Source organism: Bradyrhizobium genosp. SA-4 str. CB756, from assembly GCF_000473125.1.
Taxonomy (GTDB): domain Bacteria; phylum Pseudomonadota; class Alphaproteobacteria; order Rhizobiales; family Xanthobacteraceae; genus Bradyrhizobium; species Bradyrhizobium arachidis.
Genome location: NZ_KI421499.1, coordinates 3,953,108 through 3,976,454, shown reverse-complemented (window position 1 = coordinate 3,976,454; position 23,347 = coordinate 3,953,108). Strand labels below are relative to the sequence as shown.

At 64.7% G+C, this 23,347-nt stretch carries 22 protein-coding genes; 19 read left to right on the top strand and 3 right to left on the bottom strand.

Going from position 1 to position 23,347, the window contains the following annotated elements; all coding sequences use genetic code 11:
• The first annotated feature begins 44 nt into the window (after window positions 1–44).
• The 5 genes from BRAGE_RS0119640 to BRAGE_RS0119620 all read left to right on the top strand — a co-directional run bounded on the left by BRAGE_RS0119640 (window position 45) and on the right by BRAGE_RS0119620 (window position 5,254).
• The gene (locus tag BRAGE_RS0119640; RefSeq protein WP_027557326.1) at window positions 45–902 is read left to right on the top strand and encodes an ABC transporter ATP-binding protein; all 858 of its coding nucleotides are present in this window, start codon (window positions 45–47) and stop codon (window positions 900–902) included.
• Window positions 902–1,678 (top strand): ABC transporter permease, encoded by a 777-nt coding sequence (locus tag BRAGE_RS0119635; RefSeq protein WP_027557327.1) that lies wholly within the window; start codon window positions 902–904, stop codon window positions 1,676–1,678. The genes BRAGE_RS0119640 and BRAGE_RS0119635 overlap by 1 nt, the downstream gene beginning before the upstream one ends.
• A gap of 39 nt (window positions 1,679–1,717) precedes the next feature.
• A complete protein-coding gene (locus tag BRAGE_RS0119630) occupies window positions 1,718–2,743 on the top strand; it encodes an ABC transporter substrate-binding protein (RefSeq protein WP_027557328.1) in 1,026 nt (341 codons plus the stop codon).
• A gap of 19 nt (window positions 2,744–2,762) precedes the next feature.
• Window positions 2,763–4,202, top strand: a complete 1,440-nt coding sequence (locus BRAGE_RS0119625) for an amidohydrolase family protein (protein WP_027557329.1) — start codon at window positions 2,763–2,765, stop codon at window positions 4,200–4,202.
• A 143-nt stretch (window positions 4,203–4,345) separates the two neighbouring features.
• On the top strand, window positions 4,346–5,254 hold the full coding sequence (locus BRAGE_RS0119620) for an amino acid ABC transporter substrate-binding protein (RefSeq protein WP_027557330.1): 909 nt from the start codon (window positions 4,346–4,348) through the stop codon (window positions 5,252–5,254).
• 206 nt (window positions 5,255–5,460) lie between these two features.
• On the opposite strand, the gene BRAGE_RS0119615 is transcribed toward BRAGE_RS0119620, so the two are convergent.
• Window positions 5,461–6,687, bottom strand: coding sequence for an MFS transporter (locus BRAGE_RS0119615; protein ID WP_027557331.1), 1,227 nt, complete (start codon window positions 6,685–6,687; stop codon window positions 5,461–5,463).
• A gap of 90 nt (window positions 6,688–6,777) precedes the next feature.
• On the opposite strand from BRAGE_RS0119615, the gene BRAGE_RS0119610 reads away from it, so the two are divergent.
• Genes BRAGE_RS0119610 through BRAGE_RS0119595 form a run of 4 tightly spaced genes read left to right on the top strand, consistent with a single transcriptional unit; the run spans window position 6,778 to window position 10,371 of the window.
• Window positions 6,778–7,251: a MarR family winged helix-turn-helix transcriptional regulator gene (locus BRAGE_RS0119610; RefSeq protein WP_027557332.1), complete on the top strand. Its 474-nt coding sequence runs from the start codon at window positions 6,778–6,780 to the stop codon at window positions 7,249–7,251.
• Window positions 7,252–7,253: 2 nt separating this feature from the next.
• Window positions 7,254–9,305, top strand: coding sequence for an FUSC family protein (locus BRAGE_RS0119605; RefSeq protein ID WP_027557333.1), 2,052 nt, complete (start codon window positions 7,254–7,256; stop codon window positions 9,303–9,305).
• On the top strand, window positions 9,302–9,508 hold the full coding sequence (locus tag BRAGE_RS0119600; protein ID WP_027557334.1) for a DUF1656 domain-containing protein: 207 nt from the start codon (window positions 9,302–9,304) through the stop codon (window positions 9,506–9,508). Before BRAGE_RS0119605 ends, BRAGE_RS0119600 begins: the two co-directional genes overlap by 4 nt.
• Complete coding sequence (locus BRAGE_RS0119595) at window positions 9,505–10,371, top strand: efflux RND transporter periplasmic adaptor subunit (protein ID WP_027557335.1); 867 nt, start codon at window positions 9,505–9,507, stop codon at window positions 10,369–10,371. Before BRAGE_RS0119600 ends, BRAGE_RS0119595 begins: the two co-directional genes overlap by 4 nt.
• Before the next feature lie 663 nt (window positions 10,372–11,034).
• Here BRAGE_RS0119595 and BRAGE_RS0119585 read toward each other — a convergent pair.
• Window positions 11,035–12,246 carry an acyl-CoA dehydrogenase family protein gene (locus tag BRAGE_RS0119585; protein WP_027557336.1) on the bottom strand — a complete coding sequence of 404 codons (1,212 nt, stop codon included), beginning with the start codon at window positions 12,244–12,246 and terminating at the stop codon, window positions 11,035–11,037.
• Window positions 12,247–12,301: 55 nt separating this feature from the next.
• Complete coding sequence (locus tag BRAGE_RS0119580; RefSeq protein ID WP_027557337.1) at window positions 12,302–13,927, bottom strand: long-chain fatty acid--CoA ligase; 1,626 nt, start codon at window positions 13,925–13,927, stop codon at window positions 12,302–12,304.
• A gap of 179 nt (window positions 13,928–14,106) precedes the next feature.
• On the opposite strand from BRAGE_RS0119580, the gene BRAGE_RS0119575 reads away from it, so the two are divergent.
• The 10 genes from BRAGE_RS0119575 to BRAGE_RS0119515 all read left to right on the top strand — a co-directional run bounded on the left by BRAGE_RS0119575 (window position 14,107) and on the right by BRAGE_RS0119515 (window position 23,227).
• Entirely contained in the window at window positions 14,107–15,939 is a 1,833-nt protein-coding gene (locus BRAGE_RS0119575) for a flavin-containing monooxygenase (protein WP_027557338.1), read from the top strand.
• A 5-nt stretch (window positions 15,940–15,944) separates the two neighbouring features.
• A complete protein-coding gene (locus BRAGE_RS0119570; RefSeq protein ID WP_027557339.1) occupies window positions 15,945–16,745 on the top strand; it encodes a shikimate dehydrogenase family protein in 801 nt (266 codons plus the stop codon).
• A gap of 125 nt (window positions 16,746–16,870) precedes the next feature.
• Complete coding sequence (locus BRAGE_RS0119565) at window positions 16,871–17,686, top strand: lytic murein transglycosylase (RefSeq protein ID WP_027557340.1); 816 nt, start codon at window positions 16,871–16,873, stop codon at window positions 17,684–17,686.
• Between the two features lie 200 nt (window positions 17,687–17,886).
• Window positions 17,887–18,108, top strand: a complete 222-nt coding sequence (locus tag BRAGE_RS0119560; protein ID WP_007592399.1) for a hypothetical protein — start codon at window positions 17,887–17,889, stop codon at window positions 18,106–18,108.
• Window positions 18,109–18,120: 12 nt separating this feature from the next.
• Window positions 18,121–18,543 (top strand): hypothetical protein, encoded by a 423-nt coding sequence (locus tag BRAGE_RS0119555; RefSeq protein ID WP_027557341.1) that lies wholly within the window; start codon window positions 18,121–18,123, stop codon window positions 18,541–18,543.
• 468 nt (window positions 18,544–19,011) lie between these two features.
• Complete coding sequence (locus tag BRAGE_RS0119540; RefSeq protein ID WP_027557342.1) at window positions 19,012–19,458, top strand: MaoC family dehydratase; 447 nt, start codon at window positions 19,012–19,014, stop codon at window positions 19,456–19,458.
• Between the two features lie 102 nt (window positions 19,459–19,560).
• Window positions 19,561–20,073: a hypothetical protein gene (locus BRAGE_RS0119535; protein WP_027557343.1), complete on the top strand. Its 513-nt coding sequence runs from the start codon at window positions 19,561–19,563 to the stop codon at window positions 20,071–20,073.
• 416 nt (window positions 20,074–20,489) lie between these two features.
• Entirely contained in the window at window positions 20,490–21,638 is a 1,149-nt protein-coding gene (locus BRAGE_RS0119530) for a LuxR C-terminal-related transcriptional regulator (protein WP_027557344.1), read from the top strand.
• A gap of 206 nt (window positions 21,639–21,844) precedes the next feature.
• Window positions 21,845–22,819: a helix-turn-helix transcriptional regulator gene (locus BRAGE_RS0119525; protein ID WP_027557345.1), complete on the top strand. Its 975-nt coding sequence runs from the start codon at window positions 21,845–21,847 to the stop codon at window positions 22,817–22,819.
• A gap of 159 nt (window positions 22,820–22,978) precedes the next feature.
• Complete coding sequence (locus BRAGE_RS0119515) at window positions 22,979–23,227, top strand: DUF6894 family protein (RefSeq protein WP_027557346.1); 249 nt, start codon at window positions 22,979–22,981, stop codon at window positions 23,225–23,227.
• Window positions 23,228–23,347 lie beyond the last annotated feature (120 nt).

Sequence of the window (23,347 nt, the reverse complement as noted above, 5' to 3'; positions counted from 1 at the left end):
GGCCGATTGGCACCCAGCTTGCATGCACTTTGGCTGTGATGCGCATGCAACCCAACGCCCAGTTTGACGGCCAGCCCGTTCCCGAAGCTGCAGCCGCCACCGCCATCGAGCTGTCCGAGGCCACCGTGACCTTCGGGCGCGGCGACCGCGCCGTGCCCGCTCTGTCAAAGACCAGCCTGCGGATCGCCGACGGCGAGTTTGTCGCACTGGTCGGTCCGTCCGGATGCGGCAAATCGACCATTTTGCGCCTGGTCAGCGGCCTGGTGCAGCCGACCAGCGGCGTCGTCATTGTTGGCGGCCGCGAGGTCGCGGCGCGCGCGATGCGCGTCGGCATGGCCTTCCAGAACCCGACCATGCTGCCGTGGATGACGATCGAGCGGAACATCATGCTGCCGCTCAAGATCGTCGAGCCGTTTCGCTCCAACTTCCGCAGGCTGCGCAAGACCGAGTTTCGCGACAAGGCCAACGCGCTATTGGAGCAGGTCGGCCTCAAGGGCTTCGGCAACCGTTATCCCTGGCAGCTCTCCGGCGGCATGCTCCAGCGCGCCAATCTTTGCCGCGCGCTGATCCACGAGCCGCGCATGCTGCTGCTCGACGAGCCCTTCGGTGCGCTGGACCAGTTCACGCGCGAGGAGCTATGGGCGATCCTGCAGAACCTCTGGATGACGCACAAGCCGACCGTGCTGCTGGTGACGCACGATCTGCGCGAGGCCGGCTTCCTTGCCAGCCGCATCTGCGTGATGAGCGCGCGCCCCGGCCGCATCCTCGACGACAGCCGCGTCGAATTCGCGCGGCCGCGGACCGTCGCCATGACGTTCGAGCCGGATTTCGTCGCGCTGAACCAGAAGCTGCGCGCCTTCATCGAGGATGCGCGCAGCGCGGCTGCGCAGGGGGCAGGCTGATGTTCGGGATCGATGTCAGGCAGAAGGCGTGGTCGGCGGGGCTGATCGTGCTGTTCTTCGTCGCCTGGGAATTGTTCTGCCTGATGACGGGCATGTCGGATCTGGTGCTGCCACGGCCCTCGCAGGTGTTGGTGACGCTGGTGCAGCGCTTTCCGGTGCTCTGGCCGCACATCGTGCAGACGCTTGCCACCACGATGTTCGGCTTCGTCCTTGGCGTCGCGCTCGGTGTCGCCCTTGGCGCCATCATCGGCGTGTCCAAGACGGCCTATGACACCTGCTATCCGTTGCTGATCGGCTTCTCCTCGATCCCCAAGGTCGCGGTGGTGCCGATCTTCGTGCTGTGGTTCGGCTCCGGCACCGTGCCGGCGGTGCTGACCGCGCTGTCGATCTGCTTCTTCCCCATCGTCGTCAATATCGCCACGGGCCTGGCGACCACCGAGCCCGAGCTCGAGGACGTCTTGAAAGCGCTCGGCGCCAGCAAGCTCGACATCCTCTGGAATGTCGGCCTCCCCAGGACCATGCCGTTCTTCTTCGCCTCATTGAAGGTCGCGATCTCCTACGCCTTCGTCGGTGCGGTGCTGTCGGAGACCGTCGCCTCCAACCGCGGCATCGGCAACGTCATGATGACCGCGTCCTCGAATTTCAACGTGCCGCTGGTGTTTGCCGGCCTGTTCGTGCTCGCCGGCCTCGGCGTCGCGCTCTACGTGGTGTTCTCGCTGATCGAAGGGCAGGTCACCGGCTGGGCCACGCGCAAGAACGACGTCATCGCCACCTGAAATCCTGAACCGTCACGCAACGAAGCTGAGGAGGTCTCGATGTTGAGAAAAGCAACTGTCGCGCTGTTGGGGTTGGTCCTGTCTACAGGCGTCGCCGCCGCTGAGGACACCACGATCAAGTTCACGCTGGGCTGGAAGACGCAAGGCAGCGACGCCGCGTTCTTCTACGCCAAGGACAACGGCTTCTTCAAAGAGGAAGGCCTCAACGTCGTCATCGACCAGGGCGAGGGCTCCGGCGCGACCGTCACGCGCGTGATGTCCGGCGCCTATGACGCCGGGTTCGGCGACGTCAACGCCATCATCCAGAACGCCTCGACCAAGCCGCAGGAAGCGCCGGTCATGGTCTACATGATGTGGAACCAGCCGCCATTCGCGATCGTCGCCAAGAAGACCAGCGGCATCAACACTATCAAGGACTTCGAGGGCCACACGCTCGGCGGCGCGCAGGGTACGCCGACGACGCGGCTGCTGCCGGTGTTCACGCGCAAGAACGGGCTCGACGGCGAGAAGATCAAGATCTCCAACATGGCTCCCAACCTGCAAGAGCCGATGCTGATCAAGGGCGACATCGACGCGGCGCTGGTGTTCAACATCACCAGCTACTTCAACCTCGTGCTCAACCGCCAGGACCCCGACAAGGACTTCAAATGGTTCTCGTTCGGTGAGTACGGCCTCGATCTCTATTCCAACGGCGTCATGGTCTCCAAGAAGCTGATCGCGTCCAACCCGAAGGCGGTGGCCGGCCTTGTGCGCGCCATCAACAAGGGCGCGATCGCGGTGGCCAAGGACCAGAATGCCGGCATGAAGGCGGCGCTCAATTACGACAATCTGATCGACGTCGCCGTCGAGAAGCGCCGGCTGCAATATTCCTTCGACAAGCTGATCGTCTCGCCGGAGATGAAGGAGATCGGCATCGGCGACATCAAGGACGACCGCATGACGCGCGCCATCGGCATCGTGGTCGAGGGCTATCAGCTCGCCCGCGCGCCGACGCCGGCGGAAGTGTTCTCCCGCGAATTCCTGCCGCCGCGCGCGGAGCGGGAGTTGGTGTATACTGCCAACTGAATATTTCGGAGAGACGGTCATGGCCACGGAGATCTCGGCAACCAGCCTGTTCCGTGGCTCCGGCCAGGCTATCAGCGACAATGTCGTGCTGCGGCACGACGGCGGCCTCATCACCGGCATCTCGGAAGGAGCGGAGCCTGCCAGCGGCCCTCGCTCCTTCGTCATTCCGGCCTTCGTCAACGCCCATGACCATGCCCGGGCGACCGCATCGTCCTTCGGCGCGGTCGGCATGCCCCTGGAAAGCTGGATCCTGCGGACTGTGCTCGGCACGCCGGTCGATCCCTATCTGACCGCGGCGTCTGCGCTGGCGCGCTCGGCCAAGGCCGGCTGCGCCGCCATGATGGTGCATTATACGCGCCCGAGCGGGACAATGCCTTTGCTCGATGAAGCCAGCGCCGTTGCGAGAGCGGCATCGGACGTCGGCATCCGCATGGCCTTTGCGATCGCAGTGCGCGACCAAAATCCGATCGTGTACGGTGATGCCGGGCCGGTGCTCTCGTCTCTTCCCGGCGACGATCGCAAGACCATCGAAGACCTCTTCGTCCGCGCGCCGATGTCGCCGAAGGCCTATATCGAGCTGACTGATGCGATTGCCGCCGCCATCGCCGGCCCGATGGTGGACGTGCAGCTCGGTCCCGCCGGCGTGCAATGGTGCTCGAAGCCGCTGCTGGAGGCGGTGGCGCAGAGTTCGGCACTGACCGGCCGCCGCATCCATATGCATCTGCTGGAGACCGTCTATCAGCGCGCCTGGGCCGATCAGAATTTTCCCGATATGGTGCGCTGGCTGCGTGACATCGGCTTCCTCTCCGAGCGGTTGACGCTGGCGCATTGCATCCACGCGCGGCCAGACGAACTAGAGATGATCGCGGCGTCAGGCGCGCGCATCGTCACCAATTTCAGCTCGAACATGCATTTGCGCTCGGGGCTCGCTCCGATCGCCGCCGCGCACGGATGCGGCTGCTCCATCGCGGTCGGCGTCGACGGGCTGGCGCTGGACGAGGACGACGACGTCCTGCGCGAGATGCGGCTGGTGCAGCTGGTCCATGGCGGCCTCGGCTTCAAGCCGACCTGGACGCCGGCCGAGATGTTTGCGCTCGCCATCCGCAATGGTCGCCGCGCCACCGGCGCACCCGGGAGCGGAGAGCTCGTCGCCGGTAACCCCGCCGACTATGTCGTGATCGATCTCGACCGGCTCGATCGCGACCAGATCATGCCCGTCGATCCCATGGCGCTGCTGTTTGCACGCGGCAATGCATCGCTGGTCAACGAGGTCGTCGTCGGCGGCCAGACGATCGTGAGGGACGGCGTCTGCACGGGTGTAGACTTGCCCGCGATCGAGCACGAGTTGCGGGCGATGTACCGCGCCAATGTCGGCCGCTACACGAATTTCCAGCGGATATGGCCGCCGCTTTCGGAGCGACTATCCGGCTGGTTCGAGCAGCAGCTCACCTGCGACTAGGGCAGGGCGTTCCGCGCGGCCGGGCCGATATAAAACCGCGATAGCTGATAGGCGGATCCTTGTCTGGTGATCGGTCCGGCTCTGGGTTATCACACGCGCGGCTGCGCACTGACGCGCCCGATGACCCCCTTGAGGAGCCCCCGATGCGTCTTCCCACCCTTGTCCTCGCCCTGACATGCCTTGCAGGCGCAGCCTCAGCCGAGGACCTCACCGGCACGCTCCAGAAGATCAAGGAGACCAAGAAGATCACGCTGGGCTATCAGGAGGCTTCGGTTCCGTTCAGCTATCTCGACGGCAACCAGAAGCCGGTCGGGTTTGCCATGGACATCTGCCTCAAGATCGTCGATGCGGTGAAGAAGCAGCTCGCCATGCCCGACATTGCCGTCGACTATGTCGCCGTGACGTCGTCGAACCGCATTCCGCTGATGGTCAACGGGACGCTTGACCTGCATTGCTCGGCAACCACCAACAATGCCGACCGCCAGAAGCAGGTCGCCTTCACCAACACGCATTTTCTGAGCGCAACGCGGTTCGCCGCCAAGAAGGCCGCCAAGATCAACACCATCGACGACCTCAAGGGCAAGGCGGTCACGGCCGTGGCCGGCTCGGTCAACCTGAACCAGCTTGCCAAGGTCAACACCGAGCGCAATCTTGGCATCAAGATCATGCCGGCCGTGGACCAGGCTGAGGCGTTCCTGCTGCTGGAAACCGACCGTGCCCAGGCCTACGCGCTCGACGACGTCCAGCTCGCGGTCGCCATTGCGCGCTCGAAGGAGCCGGCCCTGTTCATGATCAGCGAGGAGACGTTTGCGAAGGCCGAGCCCTTCGGCATCATGTTGCGGCGAGAGGATGCGCCGTTCAAGGCGCTGGCCGATCGCGCCACGGCCGAGCTCTACGCCAGCCCGGAGATCGAAGTGCTCTACAAGCGCTGGTTGGAATCGCCGACGCCGCCGAACGGCATCAACTACAACGTCCCGATGTCGCCGGCCCTGCGCCAGGCTTTCAAGACGCCGAGCTCAAGCGCCGATCCGGACGTGTATGTGGTGAAGTGAGGCGAGGGCTATCGGGTCCGATCTGGCGCTGTCCGAGCAAGCGCCTCGTCCTTCGAGACGACCGCTTTCAGCGGTCTCCTCGGGATGAGGCTGAGCGGCAGCTAGGTTTGTCGAGATTGCTGCCGCGCACTCCGCCCTCATCCTGAGGGCCCGCCGAAGGCGGGCGTCTCGAAGGATGCGCAGCGGGAAAGACTTTTGCCACGTTCCTACCGCGTCCGCGGCGTGTCGAGCAGCTGGCCGGCCAGCGCCGCGCCGATCGCCGCGATCGCCGCCATCGTCAGCGCCCACGGCACGAACAGGCGGTGACCGATCAGCGCGCCGCTGACCAGCGGGGCGCTGATGTTTGCGCCTGACATCAGCGACTGGTTGAGACCCATGATCATGCCCTGGCGGTTGATCGCGGTCGACCGCGACAATTCCGCCGTCAGCGTGCTGCGCGCGAACATGGTGCCGACGATGATCAGCGTCAGGTTGACCGCGAGCAGGCCGACATTGTTCTCGGCCCCAAGGCCTGCAAAGCCGAGGCCCATGCAGGCGAACGCCGCCATAACGATCGAGCGATCGGAGGCGATGATGTTGGCGCGGGTGATCAAGAGGCCCTGGACCACCATGTTGATGAAGCCGGCATAGGCAAAGATCCATCCAAGCTCGCGCGCGCCGAAGGCATGTCCGTCCCAGGAGAACCGCGCCGACAGGAACAGGCCGATCTGCGACAGGAACATCGAGTTGACGAAGAAGAACACGATGAGAAGGCCAAGCAGCCGCCAGGCGTAGCGCATGCCGAGCAGGCTGCGGGTCAGTGTCGGCTCGGGCACACGGTGTTGGTAGAGCGGCTCGGACGCCGGATGATCCGGCGGGAGCAGGGCGATGGTCGCAAAAATGCTGACCAGCGAGAGCGCGGCCGCGGCCCACACCGGCGCGGTCTGGCCGTAATGCACTAGGAAGCTCGACAGCGCAGGGCCGAGCAGCAGCCCGGTCCCAATCGCGCCGCTGGTCATGCCGAGCGCCTGCTTGCGCGTCGCCGGCGCGCTGTGCTCGGCGGCATAGGCGTGCGCGACCGAGATGTTGCCTGATGTCAGGCCGTCGATGATGCGGGCCAAAAACACCAGCGTCAAATTGCCGGCGAGCGCGAGCAGGACAAATCCGATCAGTGTCCCGATCTGGCTCACCACCAGCACCTTCCGCCGGCCGTAGCGGTCCGAGAGCATGCCGACTGCGGGCCCTGCAATGAGCTGGCACACCGCATAGACCGAGATCAGCGCGCCGAGCACGAAGGGCGTGGCGCCGAGCCGCTGCGAATAGAACGGCAGCAGCGGCAGGATGATGCCCATGCCGGTGGCATCCACCGCTACGACGACGAAGGTCGGGACCAGCGTCAGCGCGCTATGTCCGGCCATCGTCTCCGCTGCATGTGCCGGGGAACCCGGTCCCATGGCGCCTGTCCTCGTTCGCTTCTGCGTGATCGCCGCCGCAATGCGGGGTATATAGTTGCAAACTAATAGTTCGTGTCCTATCCAATTTGCATGGCACCCTCGCAAGGCTTCATCCATGCCGAGATCGGCCGGCTCATCACCCGTCTCGGCCGGATGTGGCGGCGCGAGTCGGACCTGGCGCTGTCCGAGCACGGCTTGTCCTATGCGACTGCGATCCCGCTGCTGGTGCTGTCGCGCCAGGGCGAGAATGTTCGCCAGGGCGTGCTCGCCGACGAACTCGGCATCGAGGGGCCGTCGCTGGTGCGCCTGATCGATCTGCTTCAGGCCGAAGGGCTGGTCGAGCGCCGGGAGGATCCGACCGACCGCCGTGCCAAAACGCTCCACCTGACGAAAGCGGGCGCGGCCAAGGTCGAGGAGACCAACCGCGTGCTGCGCCGGGTGCGGGCGAGCCTGCTGAGGGATATCGAGCTCGAGGAACTTGCGATAACCTTCGAAACTCTTCAGCGCATCGAACAGCGGGCCAGCCGTCTGCAAGACGTCAAGACAGGCCCAGAGGCGAAGTAGTCATGCGCGCAGATGAGCCGTTCCTGGTCCGCCACGCGGACCTGATTTTTGCTTTGAAGACGTTTGCGGCGTCGATGCTGGCGCTCGTCATTGCGCTGGCCATGGATCTGCCGCGGCCCTATTGGGCGATGGCGACGGTCTACATCACCTCGCAGCCGCTCGCGGGTGCGACCAGCTCGAAGGCCTTCTTCCGCGTGATCGGCACGCTGGTCGGCGCGACCATGACGGTGGCGCTGGTGCCGAACCTGATCGATGCGCCGGAACTGCTGTGCCTCGCGATCGCGCTCTGGGTTGGGCTCTGCCTCTATTTGTCTCTGCTCGACGGCACGCCGCGCAGCTACGTCTTCATGCTGGCCGGATACACGGTCGCCTTGATCGGCTTTCCCTCGGTCTCCGAGCCCGGCGCCATCTTCGACATCGCCGTGGCGCGGGTCGAGGAGATTTCGCTCGGCATCATCTGCGCCAGCCTCGTCTCCACCATCGTCTTCCCGCGCAGCGTCGCGCCGGCCGTCGCCCATCGGGTCGACACCTGGCTGTCGGATGCGCAACGCCTGAGCCAGGCGGTGCTGCTGCGGCAGGGAACGAGCGAAACGCGCCGGGGCAAGCGTCTCAAGCTCGCGACCGACATCGTCGAGATCGACACGCTCTCCACGCATCTCGCCTATGACCGGCTGACCGATCGCAATGCCGTGACCGGCCTTGGTGAAATCCGGCTGCGCATGCTGATGCTGCTGCCGGTGATCGCCTCGCTGGAGGATCGGCTGGCGGCGCTGGGCGAGGAGGCGTTGCGCCGGCAGCCCGAGCTGAAGCGCCTGCTGGAGGATCTCGCGCAATGGATCATGAGCGACGTCGGCGCGCGCCAGCCGGCGGAACGCATCCGCGCCATGATCGCGGAGCGGCAGGCGGTGCTTGATGACAGCGCCTCCTGGGAGCGGATCATCACCACCAGCCTGTTGTTGCGGCTGCGCGAGCTGGTCGACCTCTCGCTCGATTGCCGCGCGCTGACCGGGGCGATTGCCGATGGCCGCAATGTTTCGACGCTCGATCTCGCCTTTCATTCGGAGGCGGGCGCTGCGCCCGTGCGCCACAGGGACCGCGGCCTCGCGCTGTGGTCGGCGGCAGGTGCTGCCACGGCGATCCTGATCTGCTGCGCGTTCTGGATCGGCACCGGCTGGCCCGACGGCGCATCGGCGCCGATGATGGCGGCGGTCGCCTGCTCGTTCTTTGCCGCGCAGGACGAGCCCGCTCGCTTCATCCGCAGCTTTGGCCTGTGGTCGCTGGTCGCCATCGTCGTCGTCGCGATCTATCTGTTCGCACTGGTGTCGGCGATCTCCCATCTCGAGGTCCTGATCGTCGCGTTGGCGCCGACGTTCCTGCTCTACGGCTTCCTGATCGGACGTCCCGCCACCGCGGGAACTGGCATGGCGCTCGCGGCCAACACCGCGACCCTGCTTGCGATCCAGTCTACCTACAGCGCGGATTTCGCCTCCTACGCCAACTCGGCCGTCGCCTTCTTCATTGGCGTCGTCATCGCCGAGATCGTGACGCGGATTGCGCGCGGGGTCGGCGCGGAGTGGATCGCCAACCGCCTGGTGCTGTCGAGCTGGAAGACGATTGCAATTGCCGCCGAGCGCCGCGGCAAGCGCGACCGCGCCGAATTCGCCGGTCTGATGCTGCACCGTCTTGGCTTGCTGGTGCAGCGCATCGCCTTCCTCTCCGAGAGCGATCGCCGCGACACCGACAGCCTGGTTCAGCTCCGCATCGGGCTGAACATCATCGATCTTCGTCGCGCCCGCTATGGTCTCGCGATATCGACCGTCTCGGTCATCGACGACATGCTCGACCAGCTTGCTGCCGCCTGCCGCAGCTATGCCGGCGGGGGGATGCCTGCAAAGTTGCTGCGGCATGTCGATCTGGCACTGGCCCAGGCCGTCAAGGATCCCAACGACAGCGCCCGCGAGGACGCCTTGATCGGCCTCGTCGGCATCCGCCGCGGGCTGTTTCCGGACGCGCCGGCCTATCGGCCGCGCGCAGGCGAGAGTGTTGCGGCATGAGATATGTGATCGACATCTACGGCGTGCTGGTGCCGGCGTTGCTGCTGTGGATCATCGTCGCCTATGTGCTGAGTGCCGTGCAGCGCCGCCTCATGCAGCGCTTCGACCTGTACCGGCTGGTGTGGCACCGCGCGCTGTTCGATTTCGCGATTTTCGTCTGCCTTCTCGGCGGCGTCGTCTATCTCTCGGAGTATCTGTCATGAAAGGAAATCTTGCCGGGCTTGGTCGCCTCGCGCTCACCGTCATCGTCCTCGTCGCCGCGCTCGCCGTCGGCCGCGAGCTCTGGGTCTACTATATGGAGTCGCCCTGGACCCGCGACGGCCGCGTCCGCGCCGACGTAGTGCAGGTTGCCCCTGACGTCTCCGGCTTCGTGACCGAGGTGCTGGTCAAGGACAACCAGAAGGTGCGTCGCGGCGACGTGCTGTTCCGGATCGACCGCGAGCGCTTCGCGCTGGCGCTGCGGCAGGCCGATGCGTCGGTCGCCGGTCATCAGGCCACGCTCGACCAGGCCAACGCCGATTTGAAGCGCTACAGCACCCTGACGACCGACGCCGTTTCGCAGCAGAAGCAGGAGCAGGTGCTCGCCACCCAGCTCCAGGCCAAGGCGGCGTTCGATCAGGCTGTCGCCGACCGTGCGGTGGCGCAGCTCAACCTCGACCGCAGCGAGGTCCACGCCTCCGTGAACGGCGTCATCACCAACATGGACCTGCGCCCCGGCGCCTACGTCACGGCCGGGAAGGGTGTGATGGCCCTGGTCGACACCGACACGCTGCATGTCGAAGGTTATTTCGAAGAGACAAAACTCGCGCGCATCCGCGTCGGCGACAAGGTGCAGGTCCGCCTGATGGGCGAGAAGGCCACGCTGACCGGCCACGTCGAGAGCATCGCAGCCGGTATCGAAGACCGCGACCGCGCGGAGGGCGCGAGCCTGCTCGCAAACGTCAATCCCACCTTCAGCTGGGTGCGGCTGGCCCAGCGCGTCCCGGTGCGGATTGCGCTCGATCCGGTGCCTGAGGCCTTGTCGCTGGTAGCTGGCCGCTCGGCGACGGTGGAGGTATTGGACTAACGGCGCGCGCAGATGATCGCGCTTGGCCCTGGGGAAAACCGGCAACAAGCATTTCAATCCCAAATCGTAAGGCTAATCCTGACTCGCGTGTGTTGAGTCGGGGAGACTGCATGGGCGTTTGGTTTTTAATCCTAGCAGCCTGTGTCGTCGGCACGTTGCTCCTTTTGGCGTTCTGCCGATAGCGCCGATAGCAGATGCAATTGTTGCGGCGAAGCATCAGCGAGCTGCAGAATAGCGGTTCCAGACCGATGGTTTTTGACTGTGCACGGATGAACGCGTTCACTTCCGGGATCGGAGGCGGACGTGAGCTGGTTGTTTGTGTTTCTCATTGCCGCAAGCGCAGTCGTTCTGATCGCCCATGCGATTGACGCGATGCGCTCTTGATCCGGCCTGCGACTCGGGTTCGTCGGTAGCTTGGTAAGCACCGACAATGTTCCGAGGCGGGCGAGCGTCAAATTTGAGGAACCTGGCCTTACGGGCCCAAGTTGTCACAGCAGGAGGAATACAATCATGCTCGCGTTCTATCTGCCGATCATCATTTTCGGAGCGATGCTCGAAGCGATTTCGAATCAGAACGTATCTTCGCCCATCCAGGAGCCGCCAAGATTCGACTAGACGACGATCCTCTAGCGCATTCTCTGGTATCGACGCGCCAGCGTCGGCTTACGCGTTCGAATATTTCTTCAGCTCGAACCTTGCGATCTGGTTCCGGTGCACCTCGTCCGGCCCATCCGCAAGCCGCAGCAGGCGCGCGGTCGCATAGGCTTGCGTCAGGCCGAAATCGTTCGACGTGCCGCCGCCGCCATGGGCCTGGATCGCCCAGTCGATGATCTGACAGGCCATGTTAGGCACCGCGACCTTGATCATCGCGATCTCGCTCTTGGCCACCTTGTTGCCGACGGTGTCCATGGCGTAGGCGGCGTTGAGCGTCAGCAGCCGGGCCTGCTCGATCATGATGCGGGCTTCGGCGATACGCTCCTGCGTCACGGTCTGCTCGGAGACCGGCTTGCCGAAGGCCACACGACTGCGCACGCGGCGGCACATCTTCTCCAGCGTGCGTTCGGCAAGGCCGATCAGGCGCATGCAGTGATGGATGCGGCCGGGGCCGAGCCGACCCTGCGCGATCTCGAAGCCGCGGCCTTCGCCGAGCAGCATGTTCTCCTTCGGCACGCGGACATTGGTGAAGACGACCTCGGAGGCCCGATCGGGCACGCCGTAGAAGCCGAACACGGGCAGGGGCCGTTTCACCTCGATGCCAGGCGTGTCCATCGGCACCAGGATCATGGATTGCTGCTTGTGGCGATCCGGATTGTCAGGATCGGTCTTGCCCATGAAGATGCAGATCTTGCAGCGCGGGTCGGTCGCATTGGTGGTGTACCATTTGCGGCCGTTGATGACGTAATGGTCGCCGTCGCGCACGATCGAGCTCTCGATGTTGGTCGCATCGGACGAGGCGACCGCTGGCTCGGTCATGGCGAAGCAGGAGCGGATTTCGCCTGATAGCAATGGCTTCAGCCAGCGCTCCTTGTCCTTCTCGCTGCCGTAGCGCTCCAGCACCTCCATGTTGCCGGTGTCGGGCGCCGAGCAGTTGAACACTTCGGGCGCGAGATGCGAGCGGCCCATGACTTCGCAGAGCGGGGCATATTCGAGATTGGTCAGACCCGCGCCGTGGCGCGATTCCGGCAGGAACAGATTCCAGAGGCCTTCCGCACGCGCCAGCGGCTTCAGCTCCTCGACGACGGGATAGACCTTCCACGGCCCAAGCTCTTCGGCCTCGCGATAGAACCGCTCCTCATTCGGGTAGATGTGGCGGTCCATGAAGCTTTCGAGCTTGCGCTTGAGCTCGACGACTTTGGGCGACATCGGGTAGAGCATTTTAGGTCTCCTTGATCGACGGACGGCGCAGCGTGCTGCGCAATTGTAGGTCGCGTCAGGCGACCTGATACTCTTTGAACTTCTCGCGCAGCGCCGATTTCAGCACCTTGCCGGTGCCCGTCATCGGGAATTCGTCCAGGAATTCGACGGCGTCGGGCAGCCACCAGCTCGCGATCTTCGGGCGCATGTGGTCGAGCAGCATCTTGCCGTCGACGGTCGCGCCCTTCTTGCGGACGACGAGGAGCAGGGGGCGCTCCTGCCATTTCTCATGTGCGATCGCGACCACGGCCGCTTGCAGCACGTCGGGATGCGACAGGGCGATGTCCTCGAGCTGGATCGAGGAGATCCACTCGCCGCCGGACTTGATCACGTCCTTGGAGCGGTCCGTCAGCGTGACGTGGCCCTGTGGGTCGATCACGGCCATGTCGCCCGTGATCAGCCAACCGTCGCGGTCGAGCCCTTCGTCGAGCTTCATGTAGCCGGAGGCGACCCAGGGACCGCGTGCGCGCAAATGGCCGACGGTCTTGCCGTCGCGGGGCAGCTCATTGCCGGCATCGTCAACGATGCGCAAGGACGTGCCGAAGCAGGCGCGGCCCGAGACCTGGCGGCGGTCGAACTTCTCCTTGTCGCCGAGATGCTCCGAGCCTGGGCGCAAGCCCGGCATCGAGCAACCCAGCGCCTCGGTCATGCCCCAGGCCTGGATGTAGTCGACGTTGTACTCGCGCTTGAGCTTCTCGACCATCGCGCGCGGCGGCGCCGAGCCCGACGACAGCGTCGCGCGCAAGGTGGAGAATTTGCTGCCGGTGCGGCCGAGCCAGTCGAGCAGGATCAGCCAGAAGCTCGGCACGCCTGCGGACAGCGTGACCTTCTCGCCTTCGAGCAATTCATAGAGCTTGTCGGGCTCGTAGTTGCGGCCGGGCAGCACCAGCTTGGAGCCCGTGTAAGGCGCAGTGAACGGCATGTTCCAGCCATTGCCGTGGAACAGCGGCGCCATCGGCATCATGACTTCGCGCACGCCTTCGACATGGCCCGGCAAAAAGTCGAGACTGCAGCAGGTCATGGTCTGCAGGATCGCGGCGCGGTGCGAATAGATCACGCCCTTCGGATTGCCCGTCGTCCCTGATGTGTAACAGATGGTGGAGGCGGATTTTTCGTCGAACTCCGGCCAGGCGAAGCCGGCCTCGTTCTCTTGTCCCAGCAGCTCCTCGTAGCAATGCACGTTGGCGAGCTTCGTCTCCGGCATGCGCTCGCGCGACGACATCACCACATAGGCCTCGATGGTCGTCAGCTGCGGCGCGATCGCCTCGACGATCGGCAGCGTGGCGCGGTCGATGAACAGCAGCCGGTCCTCGGCGTGGTTGATGATGTAGACGAGCTGCTCGGGAAATAGCCGCGGGTTGACGGTGTGCAGCACATAGCCCATCCCCGGCGCGGCATAGAACATCTCGAAATGCCGGTGGGTATTCCAGGCCAGCGTGCCGACGCGGTCGCCTTGCTTCATGCCGAGCCGCTCGAGCGCCAGTGCCATGCGCTTGATGCGCGGATGCGCGTCCGCATAGGTATAGCGATGGATGTCGCCCTCGATCTCGCGCGCGACGATCTCGGCTTCGCCGTGATAGTCGGCGGCGTACTGGATCAGGCCGCTGATCAGCAGCGGCATGTCCATCATCAATCCCTGCATCGTTTCCCTCCGGAGTGCCATGTCGTTGCATGGCATAGGCTTGTGATTTGTGCTGCAAAGTTAGCGGAACGTCACGCGGCGTTCACGCAAAAAACGAGGGACGTGATTGCGTGCGTCACTTTTTCAGGGCTAAGTGATGCGCGCTGCCGGCGAAGCAGCAGCCGCCGTGGAGGAGATCAATGTCAGCGGAAAGACACAAGACCGGTACAGCCGGCGAGTCTACGGTCGACATTTCCGCACTTCGTGCGCGCTATCGCGACGAGCGCGACCGCCGTCTGCGCAGCGAAGGCAAGGCGCAGTACGTCGAGGTGACACGCGAGTTCGGCCGCTATCTCGACGATCCCTGGGCCGATCCCGGTTTTGCGCGCGCGCCTGTCAGCGAACAAACCGAAGTTCTGATCGTCGGCGGTGGCTTCGGTGGTCTCTTGTGCGGCGCGCGTCTGCGTGCGGCCGGCATCGATGATTTTCGCGTCGTGGAAAAGGCCGCCGATTTCGGCGGCACTTGGTACTGGAATCGCTATCCCGGTGCGGCCTGCGACACCGAGAGCTACATCTATCTGCCGCTATTGGAAGAGACCGGCTACATGCCGGTGCGCAAATATGCGCGGGCGCCGGAGATCTACGAGCACTCCCGCCGCATCGGCCGACACTTCGGGCTTTATGAGCGCGCGCTGTTTCAGACCGTGATCTCGCGGATGGAATGGCAGGAGCAGGAGGCGCGCTGGCTGGTCGAGACCGATCGCGGCGACCGCATCCGCGCGCGCTTCGTCATTCTGGCCGGCGGCCCGCTGAGCCGCCCGAAGCTGCCGGGCATTCCGGGCATCGAGACCTTCAGGGGCCACAGCTTCCACACCAGCCGCTGGGATTATGGATATACCGGCGGCACCGCCGAGGGAGACCTGAGCGGTCTGGCCGACAAGCGCGTCGGCATCATCGGCACCGGCGCCACCGCCGTGCAATGCGTGCCGCATCTCGGCCGCTCGGCAAAGGAGCTCTACGTCTTCCAGCGCACGCCATCGGCGATCGGCGTGCGCGACGACCGGCCGACGGATCAGAGCTGGGCGCAAAGCCTCAAGCCCGGCTGGCAACGCGAGCGCATGGACAATTTCACCGCCGTGATCTCGGGCGAGCCGTTCGAGCGAGACCTGGTGCAGGACGGCTGGACGGGTCTCCTTGGCGAGATCCTGCTGGCGCCGCGCCGCCAGCCGCAGCCGGTGACCTCGCTGGAGGAGGCCCTGAAGGTGATCGAGCAGGCCGACTATCGCAAGATGGAGGAGATCCGCGCGCGCGTCGATGCCATCGTGAAGGACGAGGCGGCCGCCGCGGCGCTAAAGCCCTGGTACAAGGCGTTCTGCAAGCGGCCGTGCTTCCACGACGAATATCTCGACACTTTTAATCGTCCCAATGTGCATCTGATCGACACCAAAGGGCAGGGCGTCGAGCGGATCACCGAGAATGCCGTCGTTGTCGATGGCAAGGCCTATGAGCTCGATTGCCTGATCTATGCCAGCGGTTTCGAGGTCGGCACCGATTACGCGCGCCGCATGGGCTTCGAGGTCTACGGCCGCGACGGCATCAGCCTGTCCGAGCGCTGGCGCGACGGCGTCAAGACCTTGCACGGCTTCTACAGCCGCGGCTTTCCGAACTGCTTCCTGATCGTCACGGTGCAGGCCGGCCAGAGCGCCAACTTCCCGCACATCATCGACGAGCAGTCGCAGCACATCGCCTATGTCATCGCCGAAGCGCGCAAGCGCAAGGCGCGCACGCTGGAGCCGACGCTGGCGGCCGAGAACGCCTGGGTCGGGGAGGTCGTCAAGGCCGCGCTCGGGCGCCAGACTTATCTCGCCGAATGCACGCCCGGCTATTACAACAACGAGGGCGTGTTCGATCCGATCGCGGCGCGAAACAGTCAATATTGGCGCGGGCCGGTGGCGTTCCTGCGGCTGCTCGAGAAATGGCGCAAGGAGGGCAATCTGGACGGGCTGGAATTGACATCCGAGGTCGCGGCTTGAGCAGCATGATCCCGGCTCCGACAGGCGCCACGCGGCTCTACGTCATCGTCGGCGATCCCATCGCGCAGGTGCGCTCGCCCGAAGGCGTGAGCGCCGCCTTCGCCGCACGCGGGCATGACGGCATCCTGATGCCGGTTCAGGTCACCCCAGGCGATTTGCCCGACTTCCTCTCGGTCGCAACGCGGCTGAAGAATCTCGACGGCATCGTCGTGACCATCCCGCACAAATTCGGCTGCTATGAGGCCTGCGCCAGCGCGACCGAGCGGGCACATTTCCTGCGCACCGTGAACCTGATGCGTCGCCGCGCCGACGGTGCGTGGCATGGCGACATGGTGGACGGCCTCGGCTTCGTCGGCTCGGCACGGGCGAAGGGGATCAATCCGGCGGGCATGCGCGCGCTGCTCGTCGGCGCCGGCGGCGCGGGTTCGGCGATCGCACTCGAGCTGGTCGAGGCCGGCGTGCGCGAGCTTGCCATTCACGACAGCGCGGCCGAACGCCGCGATGCGCTGATCGGCCGGCTCAATGCCCTCGGCAAGGCGCCGGTGCGGGTCGGCACCAGCAATCCCGCGGGCTTCGATTTTGTCGCCAATGCGACACCGGCGGGGATGAAAGAGGGCGATCCCCTGCCGGCCGATGTCGCGCGGCTCGCGCCGGCTTCCTATTGTGGCTGCGTCATCACCAAGCCCGAGGTCTCGCCCTTCATCGCGGCGGCCCGCCGGATCGGCTGCGTGACCGGGACCGGCACCGACATGTACCAGCAGCACCAGGGCATCATGGTGGATTTCCTGCTTCACAAGGGCGGCTAGGGCCAGGCGTTCACTTCGGTGTCAAGCCATCCGTCGCGCCCCGTGGGGCTTGAGCGATCAGGGCCGACGTAGGATCATGCCCCTCGCGCGAGCCGGTCGCGCACGCATGAGAGAGAGGAACGAGAATGACCAAGGCCAGGACCGTTGCGACGGCCATGATCGGCGCTGCTGCGCTGCTTCTTTCTCTGGCACCGGCCGCCGAAGCCGCGCAATGCGGCAGCTCGCCGGCGGGGTTCGAAGCCTGGAAGCGCGAGTTCAGCGCGGAGGCGCAAGGCAAGGGCATCGGCCAGACCGCAATCTCGGCGCTGATGCAGACCAATTACGCCAGCGCCACCATTGCGGCCGACCGCGGCCAGCGCAGCTTCTCGCTGTCGCTCGACCAGTTCCTCGCCAAGCGCGGCGCCACCACCATCGTCGCCAGGGGGCGACAGCTGAAGCAGTCGCAGGCCGGCTTGTTCGCCTCGATCCAGCAGCGCTATGGCGTCCCGCCGGGGCCCTTGATCGCGATCTGGGGCATGGAGACCGGCTTCGGCAGCCAGCGCGGCAACCAGAACATGCTCTCGTCGATCGCGACCCTGGCCTATGACTGCCGCCGTCCCGAATTCTTCACCGACCAGCTCTATGCCGCGCTGAAGCTGATCGACCGCGGCACGCTGTCGGGGGCAACCCGCGGCTCCATGCATGGCGAGGTCGGCCAGACCCAGTTCATGCCCAAGAACATCCTGGCCTATGGCACCGGCAATCTCGACGTTGCCGCCAACGCGCTGAACTCGACGGCGAATTTCCTTCGGGCCCATGGCTGGCGGGCGGGAGCCGGTTACCAGCCGGGCGAGCCGAATTTCGCGGCCATCGAGGCCTGGAATGCCGCCGGCGTCTATCAGAAGGCGATCGCGCTGATGGGCCGGCAGATCGATGAGGGCGGGGCGGCGGCCTCGCGCTGAGCAAAACCACGTGCGAACAGAGCTTTAGATTTCTGTTTTGATGCGTTTTCTTGGCGCGCGAACCGGCGTCCACCTCGCGCGAAAGGGCTCTTGCTCAGCAAGGCGTGATGCGCCGACGCGAGAAAGTTGTTGCCATCAGGAACTGACGGCACGACGTTTGCTTTGATCAGGTTCGGGGCTGGGCATGAGGAGACTCAACGATGGCAACCCAGATCGTGATGGACCAGACTGGCGATACGCGCCACGAGTTTGATCCTGGCAATGCCGAAGCGCTGGCGCGAGCCGAACGGCGCTTTCGGGAGCTGACCGGAGCCGGCTTCACCGCCGCCCTCCGGACCGGGCCGGGCGAAGTCACCCGGATCCGATCATTCGACCCGACCGCGCAGGAAACGCTGTTCTATCCCCGCCTGGTCGGCGGCTGATCTGAGCTGCTCATGATCGCGGCAGTTTGGCTTCGCGCGCCGGCGCGTGCGCGTCTGCATGCGCTGCGCGAACTCTATCGGCGCTTCTTCGGCGAGAACACGCCGGACGCGCGCGGTCGCCGGCTGCTGGCCGAATGGCTGTCACCGGAGCAGCGCGCGCAGTTCGAGGAGCACCGGTACTTCGATGTGACCGGCTGCGATACCGGCAAGACCTATCGCATCCATTACGGCACCGCCGCCAATGTCCACGAGATCGACGGCGACGGGCACGCGACGATGGGATGGTGCTTCGTCCCGTCAGGCTTCCTGGTGCCGGGCGACGTGATGCTGGCACAGAAGATCGCGCTCGAGACGGACGAGAGGGGCGCGATCGCACTCGCAAACCGGTTTCCGCCGGCGACACATTCGGAGCATTTCTACCGGCGGCCATTCTAAAGCGCGATGAGATCAGGATAGATCGTCATCGCGCTTTAGGTTGTTGCGGTTTTGTTGTCTTGGCGACGTCAGCTCCAGCGCCGCGAGGGCGCGGCGGTCAGTAATGCGTGGTGCGGTAGGCATCCAGCGCATGCGCTGCAAAGACCCCGATGCTGCAAAGGGCGAGGATGGCGGAGATCAGCTCGATCATAGCTCGTCCTCCCGCAGCGGCTGGGCGACGAGGTGCTGACAGCAGGCATAGTCATAGATCAGGTCGATGAGGAATTGCATGGTGGCCGTCCCTGTATTTATTTTGACAACCACTTAAGCGGCCATCTGTTTCAGGCGTGTTTCGTCGCATTTGGAAAGGGGTTTCGCGGGGAACCCCCGGGCTGGCTTGTGCGGCGCGGAGCCGCTATGTCCCGTTTCCGGTCAATCCTTCAGCCGCGCGCCTGTCGCGGGCGGCACATCATATTGCGAGGCAAAATCATGGCGCAGGTCGAGTGGTTCGACGATCTCACCATCGGAATGCGGTTCAAATCGCCGGAAGTTCACGTCACCGAAGCCGACATCAAGCGCTTTGCGGCCGAGTTCGATCCGCAGCCGATGCACCTCGACCACGAGGCCGCCAAGGCGACCCTGTTCAAGGGCCTCGCTGCATCAGGGTGGCATACCGCCGCGATCGCCATGAACCTTGCCATCCAGACCCGCCCCTTCGGCCCGCATCCGCTGATCGGCGCAGGGGTCGACGGCCTGCGCTGGACCATGCCGGTGCGGCCAAACGACCGCCTGCATCTGGTCGGCGAGGTCATGAGCCTGACGCCCTCGAAGTCGAAGCCGCAAGGCATTGCGCTGGTGAAATGGACCATGTTCAACCAGAACGGCGAGGAGGTTTACACCTTCACCCCGATCGCGATCGTGCCGCGGCGGGCGTAAGGCCACCCCTTTCGCCATCGGCCTTGGTCGGCCACGTCAGACCCTTGCGGGCCGCCGGGAGAGATGGTCATCTCCTTGCGGGGAACACGCTGGGAGGCTGACATGAAACGATTGCTTTTCGCGGCCGGAATGCTCGCAGGGGTCCTGAGCGCGGCCGCCTTGAACACAAGCCCGGTGCTTGGCCAACAATCCAAGGTCGGCGACTGGACCATCGAGAAGCGCACGCAGGATACGCATTGCAATGCGAGCCGCGGCTACAAGGACAAGGACGACGAGAACCGCGACTACGTCATCGTCATCACCTATTCCGACAAGGCCATCGTGATCGTGATGATCTACGACGGCTGGGAATGGGACAAGGTCGGCGAGGTCCTGCGGGCCGATGTCGGCACCGACGATGCCGACATCATGAAGAAGGCGAAGTGGGAGGTCATGGACAAGACCACCGTGCGCGGCATCTTCGAATACGATCAGTCGATCATGGACCGGCTCTCGAAGGCCAAGCGCCTCACGCTCGATTTCGAGGACGATGACGACGACAGCATCGAGATGCAGGTCCCGCGGGCCGGCGAGGCGCTCGCCGCGCTGAAATTCTGCGAGGAGAACCGGAAGTAGGTTGCGTCAGGCGCCGCTCTCGTAGGGTGGGCAAAGCGCAAGCGTGCCCACCAATTTTGCATTCGGCCCGAGATCGTGGGAACGGCGCTATGCGCCTTTGCCCATCCTACAGAGTTGATGCTGATGTAGACGGCGCCGGGGCCTGATCGTTGCCCCGAGACCCTGCGCGCGGCGTCGCGTGACTCATCGCACACAGCCCGATCGCTGTTCGCATTAATCCTAGTCTTTGGTGAAAACGTCCAAGCCGCATCCTGCGGTTGACGTTACGCAAGGACGATGTTCGATATTCCAGCATTTCGCTGCAGTCTGTTTCCCTCCTCGAGGGCGGCGCCTGACCGTCCCGTTCGCTCCGCCGGTTCCCGAATTGCGAGCCCCCTTCGTCGCCGGGGCTGTGCGCTGATCGCATCGTCCGGCAGATGACCATCGTCCATGCGAGCCGGTTCTCGTCGCTGGTCGGCGACATCTACGATGCGGCGATTGATCCTGCGCTGCGCAGCGCCGCGCTGGAGCAGGTTGCAGAATTCGTCGGAGGGTTCGCAGCGACGATCCTGTCGCGGGATGCGGCCGGGCTCTCGATCGAGATCCATCAGCATTTCGGCACGGAGTCTCGCTTCCGTCAGCTCTATCGCGACCGCTACGTGGAACTCGATCCGTTACTCGATCGCCATCCCGGTCTTGCCGTCGGGCAGACCGCCGGCGTGACCGACATCATGCCTCATTCGGATTTCGTGGCGACCAGCTTCTACCGGGAATGGCTCGAGCCCCAGGATGCGATCGATCTCGCCGCCGTCACGCTCGACGCGTCGGGCGCGCGCACCACGATCTTGCAGGTGCTGCGCCATCGGTCCCGTGGCCCCGTCGACGACACCATGCGCGAGCGCATGCGGCTGCTTGCGCCGCATCTCCAGCGTTCCAGGCTCATGGGCCGGCGGATAGGGGCGCGCTCGCACACCGTGGACGACCTCGCCGATGTCCTCGACGGTCTCAGCAGCGCCATCTGCCTGCTCGACGCCGACGGGCGCGTCGTCCACGCCAACGCGGCGTGCCGGCAGCTGTTCGCCGATGGCAATCTGCTCGCAATGGTCGGCGACCGGATCGTCGCGCGCAACACCCAGACCGACAAAATATTCCGCGGCCTGTTCGACGTCGCAAGCAATGGCGGAACTGAACCGAGCGGACGTCGCCGGGTCGACCTCGTGACGTCGGTCGATGGCCAGCATCACTTGATCCATGCTTTTTCGCTGAAGCGCGAACGCAACCAGCCGCGGGATATCGCGGCGACAGCGCTCTTCGTGCAAACGGCCTCGATGGTGCCTTTGCTCGCAACCGAGGCGATCGCGGCGGCCTTCAGGCTGACGCCGTCCGAATTGCGCGTGCTGATGGCTATCATCGAGATCGGAGGCGTTCCCGACATCGCAGCAAGGCTCGGAATCGCCGAGACGACGGTGAAGACGCATCTCGGCCGCCTGTTCGAGAAGACCGGCGCCGGCAGGCAGGCTGATCTGGTGAAGATCGCCGCGGGCTTTGCCGTGCCGTTCGGACGTCGCACGAGCGGCGACGTGTGAGCCATTTCACATCGTCGGTCCTCACATGGCGCCATCTCAATCCATTGTGATGAGCAAAGCCCTCGGGTCCTCCGATTGCAGGACGCGCATCATCTAGGCCTTTCGTATATCGCGCTCGCGAATGCGAAGGGCAGCGAGCGCCGCGAGGACGTGCCGCGACGGCGACAGCATGCGGCCGGGCCTGCTTCGTCGTTGGAGAGATTGCAGTGAACAGCCATATTGATTTTTCGGTTCTCAATGTTTCAACAATCGAAATTCCTGAAAACGAGCGCATCCCGCTGCTTCGCGATTTCTACTGTCGCGGGGTGTTGAAGGCGGAGGTCGAGGCAAGGAACGGCAAGCCGGCCGCGGCGAGCTTCACCTCGCACATCCTGCCGGAGGCCCAGTTGCTGATGGGCGGATTGTGCGGAGCACGGGTCATCCGCACCAGGCAGCTGGTTGCCGATGGCGACGACAGCCTCGCTTTGATCGTGAACAGGTCGGGCGTTCTCGGAATATCCGAGCGGGGACACGATCTGGCGCTTCGCGCCGGACAGGCCGTCCTGACCAGCGCGGAGGACGTCACGACGTTCGAGCGGCTGTCGCTGGGGAGCTGCTTCTCGTTGCGTGTGCCGCGACGCGTGCTGGCGCCGATGATCGTCGACGTCGATGACGCCGTGATGCGCATCATGCCGGAGAGCTCCACCGGACTTCGATTGCTGGTCGACTACGCGATGACGCTGGTGCGGGAGAAGGCGTTCGACACGCCCGCACTGCGCCAGCTCGCGGTCGGGCATCTGCACGATCTTCTGGCGCTCGTTCTCGGCGCCAGCGGTGAGACGCGGGAGCTCGCCGGACGGCGCGGCGTCAAGGCCGCCAGGCTCCAGAAGGCGAAGGTCTCGATCGCCAACAATTGCTGGCGGCAGGACCTGTCGGTGACGGCGGTGGCCCAGGAGCTCGGCGTGACGCCGCGCTATCTCCAGCGCCTGTTCGAGGCCGACGGCAAGACGTTCTCCTCCTTCCTGACCGAGCAGCGCGTCAAGCGCGCCCATCGCATGTTGCGCGAGCCCGAATACGCCGAGCGTACCGTGAGCTCGATCGCCTACGATGTCGGCTTCGGCGATCTCTCCTATTTCAACCGCTGCTTCCGGCGGACCTATGGCGCGACGCCGAGCGACGTCAGGAGCGGCGAAGTGCCGTGACCGCGCTCAACTGAATATTCAGCCACCTGCCGATTTCAAATCAGGAGAAGGGATTCGACATGATCCTTGATCGCGACGTCATGACCATTTTGCAGCGGCTCCGGTGCGGCAATTGCCGCATGACCTGGCAACGCGCGCGCTGCTCGCTGGAGTAAATGAATGCATCGTTTTTTCTTCGACCTTCTGGTCGGCAATATCGTGAAGATCGACCCGGGCGGCATGGTGTTCGAATGCGCCGAGGCAACCTTCGTGGTGGCCGACGAGATGGCAAGCCATCTCTTCGTCTGGCGCGATGATTTGCGCGACCGCGACGCCTGGATCCGCGTGAGAGACAAGGGCGGCCGCGAGATCTACCGCGCCGCGGTCTGGGCGGAGAGTGCGGAGAAGGCGGGATGGGACCAGGCATGAGCACGCGGGCGACGGTGTAGCAACGCTGCACCAGTGCGGCGCGAAACGCCTTCAGTTCGTCCTGGCCCGAAACCCGGTCGTCACCGTCCAAGTCGAAACCGGCGTCCCTTTCTACGTTGG

Coding starts and splice junctions, on each gene's coding strand:
- BRAGE_RS0119570 (WP_027557339.1), top strand. CDS start 15,945: ATGATCCCGGCTCCGACAGGCGCCACGCGGCTCTACGTCATCGTCGGC.
- BRAGE_RS0119615 (WP_027557331.1), bottom strand. CDS start 6,687: ATGGGACCGGGTTCCCCGGCACATGCAGCGGAGACGATGGCCGGACAT.
- BRAGE_RS0119580 (WP_027557337.1), bottom strand. CDS start 13,927: ATGCAGGGATTGATGATGGACATGCCGCTGCTGATCAGCGGCCTGATC.
- BRAGE_RS0119595 (WP_027557335.1), top strand. CDS start 9,505: ATGAAAGGAAATCTTGCCGGGCTTGGTCGCCTCGCGCTCACCGTCATC.
- BRAGE_RS0119530 (WP_027557344.1), top strand. CDS start 20,490: ATGACCATCGTCCATGCGAGCCGGTTCTCGTCGCTGGTCGGCGACATC.
- BRAGE_RS0119620 (WP_027557330.1), top strand. CDS start 4,346: ATGCGTCTTCCCACCCTTGTCCTCGCCCTGACATGCCTTGCAGGCGCA.
- BRAGE_RS0119605 (WP_027557333.1), top strand. CDS start 7,254: ATGCGCGCAGATGAGCCGTTCCTGGTCCGCCACGCGGACCTGATTTTT.
- BRAGE_RS0119515 (WP_027557346.1), top strand. CDS start 22,979: ATGCATCGTTTTTTCTTCGACCTTCTGGTCGGCAATATCGTGAAGATC.
- BRAGE_RS0119610 (WP_027557332.1), top strand. CDS start 6,778: ATGGCACCCTCGCAAGGCTTCATCCATGCCGAGATCGGCCGGCTCATC.
- BRAGE_RS0119635 (WP_027557327.1), top strand. CDS start 902: ATGTTCGGGATCGATGTCAGGCAGAAGGCGTGGTCGGCGGGGCTGATC.
- BRAGE_RS0119640 (WP_027557326.1), top strand. CDS start 45: ATGCAACCCAACGCCCAGTTTGACGGCCAGCCCGTTCCCGAAGCTGCA.
- BRAGE_RS0119555 (WP_027557341.1), top strand. CDS start 18,121: ATGATCGCGGCAGTTTGGCTTCGCGCGCCGGCGCGTGCGCGTCTGCAT.
- BRAGE_RS0119565 (WP_027557340.1), top strand. CDS start 16,871: ATGACCAAGGCCAGGACCGTTGCGACGGCCATGATCGGCGCTGCTGCG.
- BRAGE_RS0119535 (WP_027557343.1), top strand. CDS start 19,561: ATGAAACGATTGCTTTTCGCGGCCGGAATGCTCGCAGGGGTCCTGAGC.
- BRAGE_RS0119540 (WP_027557342.1), top strand. CDS start 19,012: ATGGCGCAGGTCGAGTGGTTCGACGATCTCACCATCGGAATGCGGTTC.
- BRAGE_RS0119560 (WP_007592399.1), top strand. CDS start 17,887: ATGGCAACCCAGATCGTGATGGACCAGACTGGCGATACGCGCCACGAG.
- BRAGE_RS0119585 (WP_027557336.1), bottom strand. CDS start 12,246: ATGCTCTACCCGATGTCGCCCAAAGTCGTCGAGCTCAAGCGCAAGCTC.
- BRAGE_RS0119600 (WP_027557334.1), top strand. CDS start 9,302: ATGAGATATGTGATCGACATCTACGGCGTGCTGGTGCCGGCGTTGCTG.
- BRAGE_RS0119630 (WP_027557328.1), top strand. CDS start 1,718: ATGTTGAGAAAAGCAACTGTCGCGCTGTTGGGGTTGGTCCTGTCTACA.
- BRAGE_RS0119625 (WP_027557329.1), top strand. CDS start 2,763: ATGGCCACGGAGATCTCGGCAACCAGCCTGTTCCGTGGCTCCGGCCAG.
- BRAGE_RS0119575 (WP_027557338.1), top strand. CDS start 14,107: ATGTCAGCGGAAAGACACAAGACCGGTACAGCCGGCGAGTCTACGGTC.